This window comes from Mycobacterium heckeshornense (genome assembly GCF_016592155.1).
GTDB classification, from domain to species: Bacteria; Actinomycetota; Actinomycetes; order Mycobacteriales; family Mycobacteriaceae; genus Mycobacterium; species Mycobacterium heckeshornense.
The window spans coordinates 1,499,686-1,514,322 of sequence record NZ_AP024237.1 but is presented as its reverse complement, the minus strand read 5'-3'; the positions used below and the strand labels follow the sequence as shown (position 1 = coordinate 1,514,322).

General features: G+C 67.5%; 15 protein-coding genes and 1 pseudogene. 9 read left to right on the top strand and 7 right to left on the bottom strand.

The window, feature by feature from the left end:
• Positions 1-245: 245 nt before the first annotated feature.
• Complete coding sequence (locus MHEC_RS07330; protein ID WP_048891681.1) at positions 246-1,574, top strand: trypsin-like peptidase domain-containing protein; 1,329 nt, start codon at positions 246-248, stop codon at positions 1,572-1,574.
• 88 nt (positions 1,575-1,662) lie between these two features.
• Here MHEC_RS07330 and MHEC_RS07325 read toward each other — a convergent pair whose 3' ends face one another.
• From MHEC_RS07325 to MHEC_RS07315, 3 genes are all read right to left on the bottom strand, one after another.
• Positions 1,663-2,241, bottom strand: a complete 579-nt coding sequence (locus tag MHEC_RS07325; protein WP_048891680.1) for a hypothetical protein — start codon at positions 2,239-2,241, stop codon at positions 1,663-1,665.
• A 71-nt stretch (positions 2,242-2,312) separates the two neighbouring features.
• Positions 2,313-2,516: a hypothetical protein gene (locus MHEC_RS07320; protein WP_048891679.1), complete on the bottom strand. Its 204-nt coding sequence runs from the start codon at positions 2,514-2,516 to the stop codon at positions 2,313-2,315.
• Between the two features lie 178 nt (positions 2,517-2,694).
• Positions 2,695-3,837 (bottom strand): adenylate/guanylate cyclase domain-containing protein, encoded by a 1,143-nt coding sequence (locus tag MHEC_RS07315; RefSeq protein ID WP_099869255.1) that lies wholly within the window; start codon positions 3,835-3,837, stop codon positions 2,695-2,697.
• 40 nt (positions 3,838-3,877) lie between these two features.
• Between MHEC_RS07315 and MHEC_RS07310 the strand changes: the two genes are divergently transcribed.
• Positions 3,878-4,372 (top strand): DNA-deoxyinosine glycosylase, encoded by a 495-nt coding sequence (locus MHEC_RS07310; protein WP_048891677.1) that lies wholly within the window; start codon positions 3,878-3,880, stop codon positions 4,370-4,372.
• Here MHEC_RS07310 and MHEC_RS07305 read toward each other — a convergent pair.
• Entirely contained in the window at positions 4,367-5,758 is a 1,392-nt protein-coding gene (locus tag MHEC_RS07305; protein WP_071700122.1) for an amidase, read from the bottom strand. The two genes, MHEC_RS07310 and MHEC_RS07305, sit on opposite strands and share 6 nt — an antisense overlap.
• A 39-nt stretch (positions 5,759-5,797) precedes the next feature.
• Between MHEC_RS07305 and MHEC_RS07300 the strand changes: the two genes are divergently transcribed.
• From MHEC_RS07300 to MHEC_RS07290, 3 genes are read left to right on the top strand one after another with little or no spacing between them, the layout of a single operon-like run.
• A complete protein-coding gene (locus MHEC_RS07300) occupies positions 5,798-6,958 on the top strand; it encodes a MalY/PatB family protein (RefSeq protein ID WP_048891676.1) in 1,161 nt (386 codons plus the stop codon).
• Positions 6,959-6,982: 24 nt separating this feature from the next.
• The gene (locus MHEC_RS07295; RefSeq protein ID WP_048891675.1) at positions 6,983-7,411 is read left to right on the top strand and encodes an HIT family protein; all 429 of its coding nucleotides are present in this window, start codon (positions 6,983-6,985) and stop codon (positions 7,409-7,411) included.
• A 10-nt stretch (positions 7,412-7,421) separates the two neighbouring features.
• On the top strand, positions 7,422-7,868 hold the full coding sequence (locus MHEC_RS07290) for a nitroreductase family deazaflavin-dependent oxidoreductase (protein WP_048891674.1): 447 nt from the start codon (positions 7,422-7,424) through the stop codon (positions 7,866-7,868).
• Here the strand turns inward: MHEC_RS07290 and MHEC_RS07285 are convergent.
• Both MHEC_RS07285 and MHEC_RS07280 read right to left on the bottom strand, forming a co-directional pair.
• Positions 7,865-8,902 carry an LLM class flavin-dependent oxidoreductase gene (locus tag MHEC_RS07285; protein ID WP_048891723.1) on the bottom strand — a complete coding sequence of 346 codons (1,038 nt, stop codon included), beginning with the start codon at positions 8,900-8,902 and terminating at the stop codon, positions 7,865-7,867. The two genes, MHEC_RS07290 and MHEC_RS07285, sit on opposite strands and share 4 nt — an antisense overlap.
• A gap of 20 nt (positions 8,903-8,922) precedes the next feature.
• Entirely contained in the window at positions 8,923-9,762 is an 840-nt protein-coding gene (locus MHEC_RS07280; protein WP_172442165.1) for a uracil-DNA glycosylase, read from the bottom strand.
• A gap of 198 nt (positions 9,763-9,960) precedes the next feature.
• On the opposite strand from MHEC_RS07280, the pseudogene MHEC_RS24985 reads away from it, so the two are divergent.
• From MHEC_RS24985 to MHEC_RS07255, 4 genes and pseudogenes are all read left to right on the top strand, one after another.
• Positions 9,961-10,107 (top strand): annotated as a pseudogene (locus MHEC_RS24985) (MFS transporter); the annotation flags it as partial.
• 557 nt (positions 10,108-10,664) lie between these two features.
• Positions 10,665-12,032: an FAD-binding oxidoreductase gene (locus MHEC_RS07265; RefSeq protein ID WP_048891672.1), complete on the top strand. Its 1,368-nt coding sequence runs from the start codon at positions 10,665-10,667 to the stop codon at positions 12,030-12,032.
• Positions 12,033-12,078: 46 nt separating this feature from the next.
• Positions 12,079-13,302, top strand: coding sequence for a cytochrome P450 (locus MHEC_RS07260; RefSeq protein ID WP_048891671.1), 1,224 nt, complete (start codon positions 12,079-12,081; stop codon positions 13,300-13,302).
• On the top strand, positions 13,302-13,913 hold the full coding sequence (locus MHEC_RS07255) for a TetR/AcrR family transcriptional regulator (RefSeq protein ID WP_048891670.1): 612 nt from the start codon (positions 13,302-13,304) through the stop codon (positions 13,911-13,913). The genes MHEC_RS07260 and MHEC_RS07255 overlap by 1 nt, the downstream gene beginning before the upstream one ends.
• Here MHEC_RS07255 and MHEC_RS07250 read toward each other — a convergent pair.
• The gene (locus MHEC_RS07250; RefSeq protein ID WP_048891669.1) at positions 13,883-14,614 is read right to left on the bottom strand and encodes a siderophore-interacting protein; all 732 of its coding nucleotides are present in this window, start codon (positions 14,612-14,614) and stop codon (positions 13,883-13,885) included. The genes MHEC_RS07255 and MHEC_RS07250 overlap by 31 nt on opposite strands.
• Positions 14,615-14,637 lie beyond the last annotated feature (23 nt).

Genomic DNA, 14,637 nt, shown 5'->3' with positions numbered 1-14,637 from the left:
AAATCAAGGTAAACAGTCTTACCGATTTTGCATCGCAGGTCGATTGGCCTACGTAAACTTCCGTCGTCCGGGATGTTTGCCGGAAGGCCCGATGCGGGCCGACCGACGACACCCTCACGTCGAACAGCAGGGCGGTCAAATGGGCGCTGCCGAGCGCGACTGTCTGGGATTGATCGGTGCCGTCGGTGCGTCGACCCGGTTAACCGTTGCCGCAAGTATTGAATCCGTGGACTAAAGGAACCCCCATGAAGGCTACGTTCACCAGAAATTCGGCGCACTCGCTCGCAGCCGTTCTGCTGACGACCGCCGTCGCGCTGGCCGGAGCACCACCGGCACAGTCCGACAACAAAGAGGCACTGGCCAGTTTGGAGAAGTCCATCGTATTTCTGCAGACGCAATGGAGCGGCTCGATCCAGGTCCCGCCCAGTGCCGATGCGGCCGGAGAAGGTTACTGGACGGAGAAACTCAAGTATTCGGTGACGTGCACCGGCTGGTATGCCAGCACCTCGGCGCAGATTGTCACGGCCGGACACTGCGTGGATCCCGGACAGGGCCGCCTCGTCCTTCTCGACGGCTATCTGCAGGACCAGAAGGCGACCAAGTTAAAGGACCAGGCGTACGCCAACTGGCGTGTCGAAGGCGACTTGGGTGGATCGCCTCCCGACCGCAGCGTGCGGGCCATCCAGCCCAACGGCGTCGATGGCGCGACCATCACCAGCCCCACCACGGTGGAAGTTGTCGACGTCAAAGCTCCTGAGGCAGGCGATATCGCCCTGCTGCACGTCCCCAACCTGAGCAAGCAGACCCCCGGGTTGGTCATCGCCGGCAATGCACCACAAGTGGGCGATCCGGTGACCTCGATCGGCTTCCCCGGAGATCTGCAGGACATCGCCGATCAGAGCCAGATTGCTCGTGCCTCGTTCAAGACCGGCACCATCTCCAGTAACCAAGTCACCCCGTCAGGCGTGGTGCAAATCGAGGTGAGCACCGAACTCGCCCCGGGAATGTCCGGCGGGCCCACCGTCAACAAGGACGGCCAAGTTGTCGGCGTGAACAGCCGGGGCCTGACCACCCAAGCCGGCTTCAACTTCATCACCAATACCCCGGACCTGCGGTCATTTTTGCTGTCACACAACGTGACCCTGGTCAAGCCCCCGGCCCAGCCCAGCGCCGGCTCCGGGATGCAGTGGTATCTCATCGGCGCGGCGGTGCTGATCGGCGCGGTGGTCGTCGGGCTGCTGCTCCTGCTAGTGCGGCGCAGGCGTACTCCGCAGTTCGCGGGAGCCGGCGGTGCGCCGATCGGCTACCCGATGCCGGGACCCGCACCCGGCCCCGTGCCGGGCTGGATGCCCGGTCAATCTCCTGGGCAGCGCCCTCCGACGAGCTATGCCCCACCGGCCCCGGCTACCGCGCCGCCGGGGGTCGGCGCAGTTCCGCCCGGCCCGACACCGACTGGAAGCAGCCAATGGGGCGGCGGTGACACGCGAAATGTAGGCAACTTGTGCGGATTGTGCGGGGCCGCACACAGCCCGGGGGCTCGTTTCTGTCCCCAGTGCGGCAAGCCGTTGAACTAAGCGCCCCGGCACGGTAAATAGCCAAAACGGTTGGCAGTCCGCAGTATTCGAGTTGCACTGGTTCCGTGGTCAGCTCGACGTGCGCGACCTATAGCTGCGGGCCCTGCGCGCGCAGGTCGTCGACTTTTGCCATCGCCTCCCGCAGCTTGGCCAGCCACTCCTCGGTGTGCTCGCCGACCAGCCTGACCGCCCAGGCCAACGCATCGGAGCGCGACCGGGCCACGCCGGCGTCGACCAGGGTGTCAAGCACCTGACGCTCGGGCTGCTTCAACCGGGTCATGACCGGTACCGCGATGTGGGTGAACAGGATTCGCTCGCCACCGGCCTCGACGCCCCATGAGACCTTGCGCCCGTATCGGGCCTGTGCCTCGTCGGCGATGTTCATCCGCTCGGGCCTGGTTTCCTCACGGAAACGCGAGACGCGCCCCGACATACGAGCACCGCTTGCCTCGTTGTCTTTGCCTTTGTCCGACTTCTCCGCTTCGGGCAGCTTGCCGATGACGGTGATCTCCTCACGGTCGACGATGACGGTGGGGTCCCCCTCGAACCAGTCGTCGGGTAGGCGCCCGGCGAACCACTCCGCGGCGTCACTGGCGTCGGGCTGATCGGCCTGCTGCCAGCCGCCGGGCCGGCCGTACCGGCGCCCATGCAGGTGATGACGTTTCATAATTACATGATTACATCATTACACAGCCGATCGGGTGCCTTTCTCCACGAGCGAACAATCACACCGACCCGTCAGCGCGGACGAAGAACCGCCAGCCCGCCGGCCACGGAAAGCGCCAGCAACAGCACCACCGCCCAGCCCACACCGGCCAAAACCCACACCGCGGCGACGGCGGCTATCGCCGGCGACGCCGCGAACAACACCATCGCCGGATGTTGTCTGACGACCTCCAGCGCGCTACGAGCTCGGATCGGGTCGATCTGCTTACCCGGCATGCGGCCAGGATGCCAGACATTCGGTCCGTGCGGTGAAAACCATTGATACGTCGGGCGGGATGGCGTACCTTTATGACCGAAGCAGACCCGGAAGTGGCTGATCCGAAGTGCCGGCACAGGGTTAGAGCCGGCCGCGCAGGATGTAGGAGACGCGCCCAAGTGCCCTCCGGGTCTGCCCTTATGTGTGCCCCGCCGACCCGCCCTCGCGGCTGTCCCCGCGCCGGGCACGAAACAGCTTGACCTCGCCCTTGATGCCCTTCAGGCGCCGCGCGCCGGCAAACGACCAGCTGAAGCCGACGGCATCGGTCCGGTCCGCCCCGATCGCCTCCCGCACCGATTCGGCGACCAGCACCGTTCCGGGCCGGGCCACGCCGGTGACCCGGCTGGCCACATTGACCGGGCTGCCGAACCAGTCGCCGGCCCGGCTCACCGCGGGCCCGGCGGCGACACCGGCCCGCAACCGCGGAAACTCGTTGTCGGTGTCGATGATCTCGACAAGCTTGAGCACCGCGTCCAAAAGCGGCACCACGCCGGGGCTGACGAACATCACCGCGTCGCCGATCGTCTTGACGAATCGCACGGGCGGGACGGCCACGTCTCGGGCGAGGTTGGCCAGGCGTTCGGCGAGCTGCACCAGCTCCTCGGGTGGCACCACCTCGCCGAGACGGGTGAAGCCGACGAGATCGGCGAACGCCACGGCTACCTGGCGCGCCCCGGGCAGCGGCGCGCCCGCGGCTCGTTCGCTGGCGTTGACGGCCTCCGTCTCCATCTGATGCCGCAGGTGCATGAACAGCATGTCCTCGATCCACGGACCCAGCAGCGGCGCGATCCGGCTGACCAGCTCATAGGAGCGCTTCGCGATCTCCAGCTCGGTCAGGCCCGGTTCGAGAATGGCGGCCAGCGCGGTGTAGCGCATCACCTCGGCCGCATGTGAGAGGCCCTCGGCGAGAACGCGCACCACCTGGACCAAATGCTCCGGATCGAGGCCGGCCTCAAGGAACCGTTGCGCGTGCGCGGCAGCGATGCCGTCGGCCCGCATGTGCACGACCGCGTCGGGGTCATCGACCCGCGCCAGCCCGATGGCGCGCTGGATTCGTTGCAGCAGCTCGAGGTCGACGCCTGTGCTTTCGCTGATCTCCCGGGCCGACACATAGCCGCCGTCATCGCCGATCAGCCGCCGAGAGGCCAACAACATCGGAATGAACGAGCCGCGTATTTCGTCGACGGTGACTTCGTGGTCGAGCAACCATTCGATCAACTCGGCCCGCTCGGCGCGCGCGTTGCCGTCCAGGCCGTCGAGCAGATCGTCCGGCACGTCCACGTGGTCAACGTATAACGCCCGCGGCGGATGATGTGAGTCGATGACCACGCCGCTGCTCGAGGGGTTGCCGCCGGTTGTCGCTAGCGGTGCTCGGCTGCTGATTCTGGGTTCGTTTCCGAGCGCACAATCGCTGGCGGCCCGTCAGTATTACGCCAATCCGCGCAACACGTTCTGGCGCATCACCGGCGAGCTGTTCGCATTCGACTACGGCGCGGCATACGAACGTCGTTTGGCCGCGCTGCAATCGCACGGGGTGGCACTGTGGGACGTGCTGCACAAGTGTCGGCGCATCGGCAGTTCGGACGCCAGGATCGACCCGCGCAGCGTGGTCGTCAACGACTTTGCCGAGCTTTTCGCGAATCACCCGACGATTACCCGGGTGTACTTCAACGGCGAGAAGGCGGCCACGATGTTTCGCAGGCTGGTCCACGTGGACACCCCGGTCAACTGTCGGCGACTACCGTCCACCAGCCCAGCGAATGCTATCGCGTTCGACGCGAAACTGGCTGCATGGCAAGATATTTCGCTGTCATGACACCGGCGGGCGCCGGTGCGCCCAGGGCCTGGCCGCCTCGATCTGTGCGCTGAGCGCCAGGAGTGTCGCCTCGTCGCTGGGCCGGCCGACCAGCTGAATCGCGAGCGGCAGCCCGTCGCGGTCTAATCCCCACGGCACGGCGGCCGCGGGCTGGCCGGTCAGGTTCCAGATCTCGAAAAACGGAACCTGGCGGCCGGCCAGCAGCAGACTCGACACCGCGCCGCGGCGTTGGTAGGCGCCGACTCGGGACGGGCCGGTGGCGCTGGCCGGCGTCACGACCACGTCCACGTCGTCGAAGATCGACTGGATCCTGGCGGCCAGCGCCGCCTCCCCCGCGCGCACCGCGGCGATGCGCCGCTCGGAGATCAGCCGGCCAATGCGCGCCATGTTGCGGGTGCGGGCCTCCAGCCGCTCGGGATACGGCAAAGTCCGCGCATCGTCGTAGATGCCGCGGAAGTACCGCGGCAGGTAGTTACCCAGGACCGCCGCCGGCGGGTAGTCGGGGTCTCGGGTGACGACGTGATGGCCCAGGTCGCGAAACAGATCACCGGCCTGGTGCACCGCTTCACGTTGCTCCCTGCCACACCTGACGACCAGCGGCGGTGGAACCTTGGTGCTCAAGGCGATTCGCAGGCCGGCGGGGTGTCGCGCGGCCGCGCCGGCGAATCCGCCGTCGGGGCCGGGCAGGGTCGCCGTCGCATCGAGAAGCAACGCCGCATCGCCTACCGAACGCGCGATCGGGCCGTTGACGCTCAGGCCGCACCACGCGTCGTCGTGCGGCCCCAACGAAATCCGGCCGCGCTGGGTCTTCAGGCCGAACACACCGCACCACGTCGACGGGATGCGGATCGACCCGCCGCCGTCAGAGCCGAGCGCCAGCGGCGCCAGCCCGGCGGCAACCGCGGCGGCGCTGCCACCGCTGCTGCCGCCCGGGCTGCGGCAGATGTCCCACGGATTGCGGGTCGCGCCGTAGGTCAGCGACTCGGTGAAGGGCAGCATCAACAATTCGGGTACCGCGGTCTTGCCGATGATCACCGCGCCGGCGGCGCGCAGCGCGCGTATCACGTCGGCGTCGCGGGTCGCGGCCGGCCCGTGGGCGCAGGTGCCATACGCCGTCGGCTCTCCGGCGACATCGACGTCGTCTTTGACCGCGACCGGCACCCCGAGCAGCGGCAACCGCTCGCCGGCGTCCAGGCGGCCCTGCGCGGCGACCGCCTCTTGGCGTGCGGTGTCGGCCAAGACCACGCGGTAGCACCGAAGCTGCGGGTCGAGTCGCGTGATGCGATCCAGATAGTGCTCAAGCAGTTCGGGAGCGGTGATGGTGCCGGCCGCCAACATTCGCGCCTGCTCGGCCGCACCGGCGAAAGCGAGCTCGCGAGGGTCCACCGCGGCAGCGTATCGCGTTGCCACGGCAGACTACTGCACATGACCGACTGGGTATTCGATGCGTTGACCGAGGACCAGCTGCGGCAACGCAAAACCATCAAATGGAACTACTTCGAACCCGATGTATTGCCGCTGTGGATTGCCGAGATGGATTTTCCCACCGCGCCCGTGGTGGTTGACGCGGCCCGCGCCTGCGTCGCCAACGAGGAGTTCGGCTATCCGCCGGTGGACGACGAGCTGGCGCAGGCGACCGCCGACTGGTGCCGGCGGCGCTACGGGTGGAACGTGCAGGCCGACTGGGTCAAAGTGGTTCCCGACGTGCTCAAGGGCATGGAGACGGTCGTCAATTTCCTCACCCGCCCGGAAAGCCCGGTCGTCTTGCCCGTTCCCGCGTACATGCCGTTCTTCGACGTGCTGCGAGTCACCGGTCGACAGCGAGCGGAAATCCCTATGCTGCAGGATGTTTCCGGCCGATACGTGATGGACCTGGACGCACTGGACGCGGCGTTGGGCAGCGGAGCCGGATCGCTGATCCTCTGTAATCCGAACAATCCGCTCGGCACGGCGTTCACCGCGGAGGAGCTGCGGGCCATCGTCGAGATCGCGGCCAGACACGGCGCGCGGGTGATCGCCGACGAGATCCATGCCCCGCTGGTCTACGACCGGCCCCATGTCGCCGCCGCCTCGGTTTCCGACGCGGCCGCCGAGACGGTGATCACGCTGGTGTCGGCGTCCAAGGGCTGGAACCTGCCCGGGCTGATGTGCGCTCAGGTGATCCTGTCCAACCGCCGCGACGCCACCGAGTGGGACCGGATCAACATGCTGCACAAAATGGGCGCATCCACCGTCGGTATCCGCGCCAACATCGCCGCCTACCGGCGCGGCGCCCCGTGGCTGGACGAGCTGCTCGGGTACTTGAAAGCCAACCGCGACCACCTCGCCCAGCGCCTGCCGGAACTGATTCCGGGGGTGAAGGTCAACACCCCGGAAGCCACCTACATGTCGTGGGTGGATTTCCGCGCGCTGAACCTGCCCGCCGAGCCGGCCGACTATCTGCTGTCCAAGGCCAAGGTCGCGCTGAGCCCGGGCATCCCGTTCGGCGCCACGGTGAGTGCCGGTTTCGCGCGGCTGAACTTCGGCACCACCCGCGCCATCCTGGACCGGGCGCTCACCGCGATGGCCGCCGCGATGCCGGCTTGACGACCGAGCCAGTACGGTAGCCCCATGTCCTGCGTGTTTTGTGCGGTCGCGGCCGGCGAGGCGCCGGCGATCAGGATCTACGACGACGACGAATATCTGGCCATCCTCGACATTCGTCCGTTCACCCGCGGCCATACGTTGGTGCTGCCGAGGCGGCACACCACCGATCTGACCGACACACCGCCGGAAACGCTGGCCAGCCTGGTCACCATCGGTCAGCGGGTAGCACGGGCGGCCCGGGCGACCGAACTGGCCGATGCCACCCACATCGCGATCAACGACGGGCCAGCGGCCTTCCAGACCGTGTCGCACATCCATCTGCACGTGGTGCCGCGGCGGAACGGCGACAAGTTGTCGTTCGCCAAAGGAATGGTGCTGCGCCGCGACCCCGACCGGGAAGCCACCGGACACATCCTGCGGGAAGCGCTGGCGCGGCTCGACGGCGGCCAGTAAGACTGGGCGCATGACCCATCTCTCGCCGATCGAGCGGGCAGGCGCGCAACTGCTGCGTATCCATGACCTGATCTACCGCAAGACCAACGGCCGGATCGGGCATCGGATACCGGGCGCCCCACCGAACCTGCTGCTGCACACCACCGGTGCCAAGACCGGGCAGCCGCGCACCACCTCGTTGACGTATGCGCGCGACGGTGACTCGTACCTCATCGTGGCCTCCAACGGCGGAGCCGCACGGTACCCGGGCTGGTACCACAACCTGCGCAAGCACCCGGATTGCGAAATCAACGTCGGCCCAAGGCGTTTTCCGGTGACCGCAAAGCAGGTCAGCCCCGACGACGCCGACTATTTGCGGTTGTGGCAGATCGTCAACAAGAACAACGCCAACCGCTACACGGCCTATCAGCGCAAGACGTCGCGGCCCATCCCGGTGTTCGTGTTGACGCCGCGCTAAAAGAGCTCTTTCGCCAGCAGTTCCAGCGTCTTTTCCCGCCCCGGCGCGGTCGCCGCGGCGGTGCCGCGGCGAGCCGAGGCGACCGGGTTGACCATCACTTCGTCGACGCCGAACCGCTCGGCGAGCGCCCGCAACTGGTCGGCGGCCTCGACCGGTGTGCCCACCACGGCACGCTTGAGCCCGCTGGCGACGATGCGCCGCTGCTCGGGTGTGAGCTCGTCGGTTTCGGCGTCTTCGACCAGCTGCAGCGGCCCAAGCGGCTGTCCGGTGCGCATGCGGGCCAGCATATGCAGGTTGGGCAGCATCAAAGCTGTTGCCTCGTCGCGGGTTTCGGCCACCACGGCGTTAACCGTCAGAAACGTGATCGGTTGCGCCGCAACGCGACTGGACACGAACTTCGACCGGTAAACGGCGAGCGCCTCTTCGGTTCCCTTGCCGGAGAAGTGGTGGGCGAACACGTACGGCAACCCTTTGGCGGCGGCCAGATGCGCGGAATACAGCGACGACCCCAGCAGCCACAGCCGCGGTTCGGTCACCGCCGCCGGGGTGGCCCTAAGGACATAGTCGTGGTTGCGGATCGGGACCCGCACGCCGCGTGGGCTCATCAGCGCGGCCACGTCGTCGAGGTAGTCGGGGAAGTTCTCGATATCGCGATCGTCGCGCCCGGCCGGTCCGCGCAACGCCAGCGACGTCACCGGATCCGATCCGGGCGCGCGACCGATACCCAGATCGATGCGGCCCGGGGCGGCGGCTTCCAGCAGCGCGAACTGCTCAGCCACCGCGAGCGGGGCGTGGTTGGGCAGCATCACCCCACCGGATCCCAGGCGCAGCTGCGCTGTCTGCGCGGCCAGGTAGGCGATCAGCACCGGCGGGCTGGTCGCCGCGATCGAAGGCATGTTGTGGTGTTCGGCGACCCAATAACGGGTGTAGCCGAGCCGGTCGGCGGTCTGCGCCAACCGCACCGTGGCGGCCAGTGCATCCGACGTCGACTGGTCGGTACGCACCGGGACCAGATCAAGGACAGACAGTCGCACGACGCTGTCAACGCCGCCGCTCACCGCGATAGTCCCGCGATGGTCGCGGCGCGACCGAGGACGTCGTCGAGCATCTCCGGTGTCAGCTTGCCGGTGAAGGTGTTCTGCTGGCTGGGGTGATAGCAGCCCAGCAGCACGACCTCGCGCTCGGCGGTGCGCAGTCTGGCCTGCGCCCCGTGGCCGAATTGCGGCGTCGGCCTGGTGATTTGGCCGCCGCTGGCCCGCACCATCTGCAGCGCCGCGCGCCAGCCGAAATTGCCCAGCGCCACAATGGCCCGCACGTCGATCCCGGCCAGTCGCCATTCGGCGTCCAGCCACGGCGCGCAGGTCGCCCGCTCCGTCGGCGTCGGTGCGTTGCCCGGTGGCGCGCAGCGCACCGCCGCCACCACCCGAGTGGCATTGAGCGCCAGGCCGTCCGCGGCGTCGACGCTGATCGGCGAGTTGGCCAGCCCGGCGCGGTGCAGGGCGGCGAACAACACGTCACCAGAGCGGTCGCCGGTGAAGACCCGCCCCGTGCGGTTACCGCCGTGCGCCGCCGGCGCCAGCCCGACGACCAGCACCCGCGGGCGTTCGGCGCCCCAGCCGGGGACCGGCCGACCCCAATACGGCTCGCCGGCATACGCCCGTCGTTTGGTCACCGCGACGTGCTCACGCCATTCCACCAAGCGCGGGCATGCCCGACACACCGACACCACCGCGTCGAGCCCCGCCAGGGTTGGAGCGGCGGCAGCGAGCGCGATCACTTGCGCCGGGGTCGACGCCACCGCGGTCGTGGAGGTCGCGGGATCTCCCGGCCAGCCGGTGCCTGGTGGCACCGGGGAGTCGAACAGCGCGCCGGTGCGGGGATGGGCGAGGCTCACCGGTCTACTGTGCACGCCCGCGCACCTGCGGGGAAAATCGCTCGCCGACAGCTCGAGGCCGCTGCGAGATTTCGCGAGTCCCATGCCCACCCCGTCACGCCGACCGGTTTGCCTGATCTTGTCCGCGGCCCTGGTCGCCGCGGTGGCCAACGGTATCTCCCTGGTGGCGTTTCCCTGGCTGGTGTTGCAGCGCATCCGTGGTGGGGGATGGTCGACGGGCTGCGGTTGGTGTGGGACGTCAAGGTGCTGCGCACGTTGGCGCTGATCGACCTGGCGATGACCGGGCTGTACTTGCCGATGGAAAGCGTGCTGTTTCCGAAGTACTTCACCGAACGCAACGAGCCCACGCACGACTCTCGCATAGCTCAGGGCGGTCCGATCGTCGACGGGAACGAGGGCATGTCCCTCACGCATCGCCACGACGACCGGGTGGTCAGCTGTATCGAAGCCTTCCGCGAACTCACCCAAAGCGATCGTCGGCAAATACAACTGGGCATCGGGCGAGCGTCTCAGGAAAAGGTGTGCGGCGCCGTCGTCGTGACCCGCGGATCGCTCTCGGTGCAGGTCGATGAGAAACGTCGTGTCGACGCTCAGCCGGAGCGCCATTGCTGCTCAGGGGGTGTCTGCGCGCTGCGCTTCATCCAGGCGCGTGATGACGTCGTCACCTACGGTCGGTAGCTCGGCGAGCGCGTCGAGAAGCGCTGCTGCTGTACGAGCCTCGTTGCGCCAATGCGCGCGCTTGATAACCCGAGAGAAGGACTCCTTCGGCGAGCGCCGCGCGGCGCGAAGGCGCTCATATGCCTCGAGGTCAATCGACATCGTCTTGGTAGGCACACTACATGTATCCATGCATGGATCTATGTATGCAGTCGGCGCTGGCCGACACCTCCTAGGATCGCTATGTGGGCGCGGACGTGTTGGCGAGCCTGATCGCCGAGTTGCCGGACGGCATGGTGGTCACGGACCCGGCGATCACCGAAGGTTATCGTCAGGACCGCGCCTTCGACCCCTCGGCGGGAAAGCCGATGGCGGTGGTGCGGCCGCGTCGCACCGAAGAGGTGCAGACGATCATGCGCTGGGCCAGCAGGCACCGGGTACCGGTGGTGCCGCGCGGCGCGGGCACCGGCCTGTCGGGTGGGGCCACCGCCGTCGACGACGGGATCGTGCTGTCGACCGAGAAGATGCGCGACATCACCGTCGACCCCGTCACCCGCACCGCGGTGTGCCAGCCCGGCCTGCTCAACGCCGAGGTGAAAAAGGCCGTCGCCGAATACGGGCTGTGGTATCCACCGGACCCGTCGTCGTACGAGATCTGCAGCATCGGCGGCAATATCGCCACCAACGCCGGCGGACTGTGCTGCATCAAGTACGGCGTCACCACCGACTATGTGCTCGGTGTGCAGGTCGTGCTGGCCGACGGCACCGCGGTCCGGCTGGGCGGCCCCCGGCTCAAGGACGTGGCCGGGCTGTCGCTGACCAAGCTGTTCGTCGGCAGCGAGGGCACGCTCGGCGTCATCACCGAGGTGACGCTGCGGCTGGTGCCGCCGCAGCAGCCGTCGTGCACGGTGGTCGCCAACTTCTCCTCGGTGCAGGCCGCCGCCGAGGCGGTGCTCGCGGTGACCGCGCGAATCCGCCCCGCGATGCTGGAGTTCATGGACTCGGTCGCCATCAACGCGGTGGAGGACAAGCTGCGGATGGGACTGGACCGCGGCGCCGCCGCGATGCTGCTGGCCTGCTCCGACGAACGGGGCCGCGCCGGCAGCGAGGACGCCGAGCTCATGGCCGGGGTGTTCGCTGAATACGGTGCGACCGAAGTGTTTTCGACCGATGACCCGGAGGAGGGCGAGGCGTTCGTCGCCGCGCGCCGCTTCGCGATCCCTGCCGTGGAGGCCAAGGGGCCGCTGCTGCTCGAAGACGTCGGCGTGCCGCTGCCCGCCCTCGCCGACCTGGTGACGGGCGTGACCCGCATCGCCGCCGAACATCAGCTGATGATCTCGGTGATCGCGCACGCCGGCGACGGCAACACCCATCCGCTGATCGTCTACGACCCCGCCGATGCGGCGGTGGCCGACCGGGCCGAGGCGGCATACGGGGAGATCATGGACCTTGCGTTGCGCCTCGGCGGCACGATCACCGGCGAACACGGGGTCGGACGCTTGAAGCTGCCGTGGTTAGCCGACCAGATCGGGCCGGACGCCATGGCGTTGAACCGCCGCATCAAAGACGCGCTCGACCCGCTGGGCATCCTGAACCCGGGCGCGGGAATTTAAAGCTCCTCGAGTTGACACACCAGATTATGTGTCATATGAATAAGACATGGCGGTGACTTTGTCTCACGCCCCGCGGTTTCAGCTCGCCACGGCCGAGACGTGGGCCGACCCGTGGCCGATGTACAAAGCCCTGCGCGATCACGACCCGGTGCATCACGTCGTTCCGGAGGGTCGGCCCGACCACGACTACTACGTGTTGTCCCGGCATGCCGATGTCTGGGCAGCCGCTCGAGACCACGAGACGTTCTCCTCGGCACACGGTTTGACCGTCAACTACGGAGAGCTGGAACTCATTGGGCTGCAAGATAACCCGCCAATGGTCATGCAGGACCCGCCGGTGCACACCGAGTTTCGCAAGCTGGTGTCGCGTGGATTCACACCGCGCCAGGTCGAAGCCGTCGAGCCCAAGGTGCGCGAGTTCGTCGTCGAGCGCATCGAGCGGTTGCGCGCCCGCGGTGGCGGTGACATCGTCGCCGAGCTGTTCAAGCCGTTGCCCTCGATGGTCGTCGCGCATTACCTGGGCGTCCCGGAAGAAGACCGCACACAGTTCGACGGCTGGACGCAGGCCATTGTCGCCGCCAACACCGCCGAAGGCGGCATCGCCACCGCCGGTGACGCCGTCGGTTCGATGATGGCCTACTTCAGCGAACTGATCGAGCGGCGCCGCGCGCAGCCGCAAGACGACACCATCTCCCATCTGGTGGCAGCCGGTGTCGGCGCCGACGGCGACATCGCCGGCACGCTCTCGGTGCTGGCGTTTACTTTCACGATGGTCACCGGCGGCAACGACACCACGACGGGAATGCTCGGAGGCTCAATGCCTTTACTGCACGAGCGGCCCGATCAGCGGAAGCTGCTGGCCGCCAATCCGGGCTTGATTCCTGACGCCGTCGAGGAGCTGCTGCGGCTGACCTCGCCCGTGCAGGGGCTGGCCCGCACCACCACCCGCGACGTCAAAATCGGCGATACCACGGTACCGGCCGGGCGCAAAGTGCTGCTGCTGTATGGATCTGCCAACCGGGATGAGCGCCAATACGGCCCTGACGCCGGCGAGCTCCACGTGACCCGGCGCCCCCGCAACATTCTGACATTCAGCCACGGTGCCCACCATTGTCTGGGGGCGGCGGCGGCCCGCATGCAGTCGCGGGTGGCGTTAACCGAGCTGCTGGCCCGCTGCCCGGATTTCGAAGTCGATTTGTCCGGGATCATATGGGCCGGTGGCAGTTATGTGCGACGCCCGCTGGCTGTTCCGTTCACCGTGACATCCTGATGGCAGGTAACGACTGGCTGGCGTCGCGGCGCACCGAAATCGCCGCCGACCGCATCCTCGACGCCGCCGAACGGCTCTTCACCGAGCACGACCCGGGTGCGGTCGGGATGAACGAGATCGCCGCTGCCGCAGGCTGTTCCCGTGCGACGCTGTACCGCTACTTCGAGAGCAGGGAAGCATTGCGCACCGCATACGTGCACCGCGAGACTCACCGGCTCTCCGGCGCGATCAACACGCGTATCAGCGGGATCGACGACCCGCGGGAAAGGCTGATCGCCGGTGTCATGACCACATTGAGCCTGGTTCGCAGTAACCCAGCGCTGGCATCGTGGTTCGCGACCACGCAGCCACCGATTGGCGTCGAGATGGCCGAGCATTCCGAGGTGATCAGGGCGTTAGCCGCCGCATTCCTCAACTCGCTTTATCCCGGCGATCCGGACGCCGTCGAACGGCGGGCCCGGTGGCTGGTGCGTGTGATCACGTCGCTGCTGCTGTTTCCCGGCCACGACGAAGCCGACGAACGCGCGATGGTCGCAGAGTTCGTCGTCCCGATCGTGGTGGCCACCGGACAGGAGTCCAGTCAGGACGAAGGCCGCCCCACCATCCAATAAGCCCGCGCCGCAATGGATTTCCGCGGTATGCGGTAGTCCTGGCACAGCACCTTGGTGACCGACCGAGTGGTGTGGTTGTCGCAAGCCACCCAGCCGAAGTGGTCACTTGCATCAAATGCCGCCGATTTGACCTTCTGCACCAACGCTTTTCCATCGTCCTCGCGGTCCACCCAGGTAACCCCGTTGCCGCGTGCTACCGGCAGCTCTTTGTCGTCGTCGTACCCGGCCTCCAGAAATACCCGTGCCGGGGCATCGCCGATCGCGTCGAGCAGCGAATTGATCGCGGGCAGCGAGGCAGTGTCGCCGACGATGACGTAGCCCGCCGGGCGCGGTTCCGGGAGCGCGAACTTGCTGCCCAGCACCGTCGCTTCGATGGTGTCCCCGGGCTGCGCCTGCCGCGCCCACTGCGACGCGATGCCCTCGTGCAGTGCGAATTCGATGTCTACGGTGTCGGCGACCGGGTCGGGGTTGACCAGCGTGTAGCCCCGTTGATGCAGCTTGCTGCCGCCGGGAAACCACAGCCGCACCCACATCGTCGGGTGCAGCGAGTTGGCTGCCAGCATCCCGCCGGCGGCGAAGCTCAACCGGATGTAGTGGGGGCTGATGTCACGGCGACCGGTCACGGTGAGCCGGTATTCGCCGGGCCGCCACAACTTCAGTACCGCACCCTGCCAGCCGCGCGAGGGCCTCTGTTCGACCATGACGTCCTGCCACCCCTCCGTGT

Coding starts and splice junctions, on each gene's coding strand:
- MHEC_RS07330 (WP_048891681.1), top strand. CDS start 246: ATGAAGGCTACGTTCACCAGAAATTCGGCGCACTCGCTCGCAGCCGTT.
- MHEC_RS07325 (WP_048891680.1), bottom strand. CDS start 2,241: ATGAAACGTCATCACCTGCATGGGCGCCGGTACGGCCGGCCCGGCGGC.
- MHEC_RS07320 (WP_048891679.1), bottom strand. CDS start 2,516: ATGCCGGGTAAGCAGATCGACCCGATCCGAGCTCGTAGCGCGCTGGAG.
- MHEC_RS07310 (WP_048891677.1), top strand. CDS start 3,878: ATGACCACGCCGCTGCTCGAGGGGTTGCCGCCGGTTGTCGCTAGCGGT.
- MHEC_RS07300 (WP_048891676.1), top strand. CDS start 5,798: ATGACCGACTGGGTATTCGATGCGTTGACCGAGGACCAGCTGCGGCAA.
- MHEC_RS07295 (WP_048891675.1), top strand. CDS start 6,983: ATGTCCTGCGTGTTTTGTGCGGTCGCGGCCGGCGAGGCGCCGGCGATC.
- MHEC_RS07290 (WP_048891674.1), top strand. CDS start 7,422: ATGACCCATCTCTCGCCGATCGAGCGGGCAGGCGCGCAACTGCTGCGT.
- MHEC_RS07260 (WP_048891671.1), top strand. CDS start 12,079: ATGGCGGTGACTTTGTCTCACGCCCCGCGGTTTCAGCTCGCCACGGCC.
- MHEC_RS07255 (WP_048891670.1), top strand. CDS start 13,302: ATGGCAGGTAACGACTGGCTGGCGTCGCGGCGCACCGAAATCGCCGCC.
- MHEC_RS07250 (WP_048891669.1), bottom strand. CDS start 14,614: ATGGTCGAACAGAGGCCCTCGCGCGGCTGGCAGGGTGCGGTACTGAAG.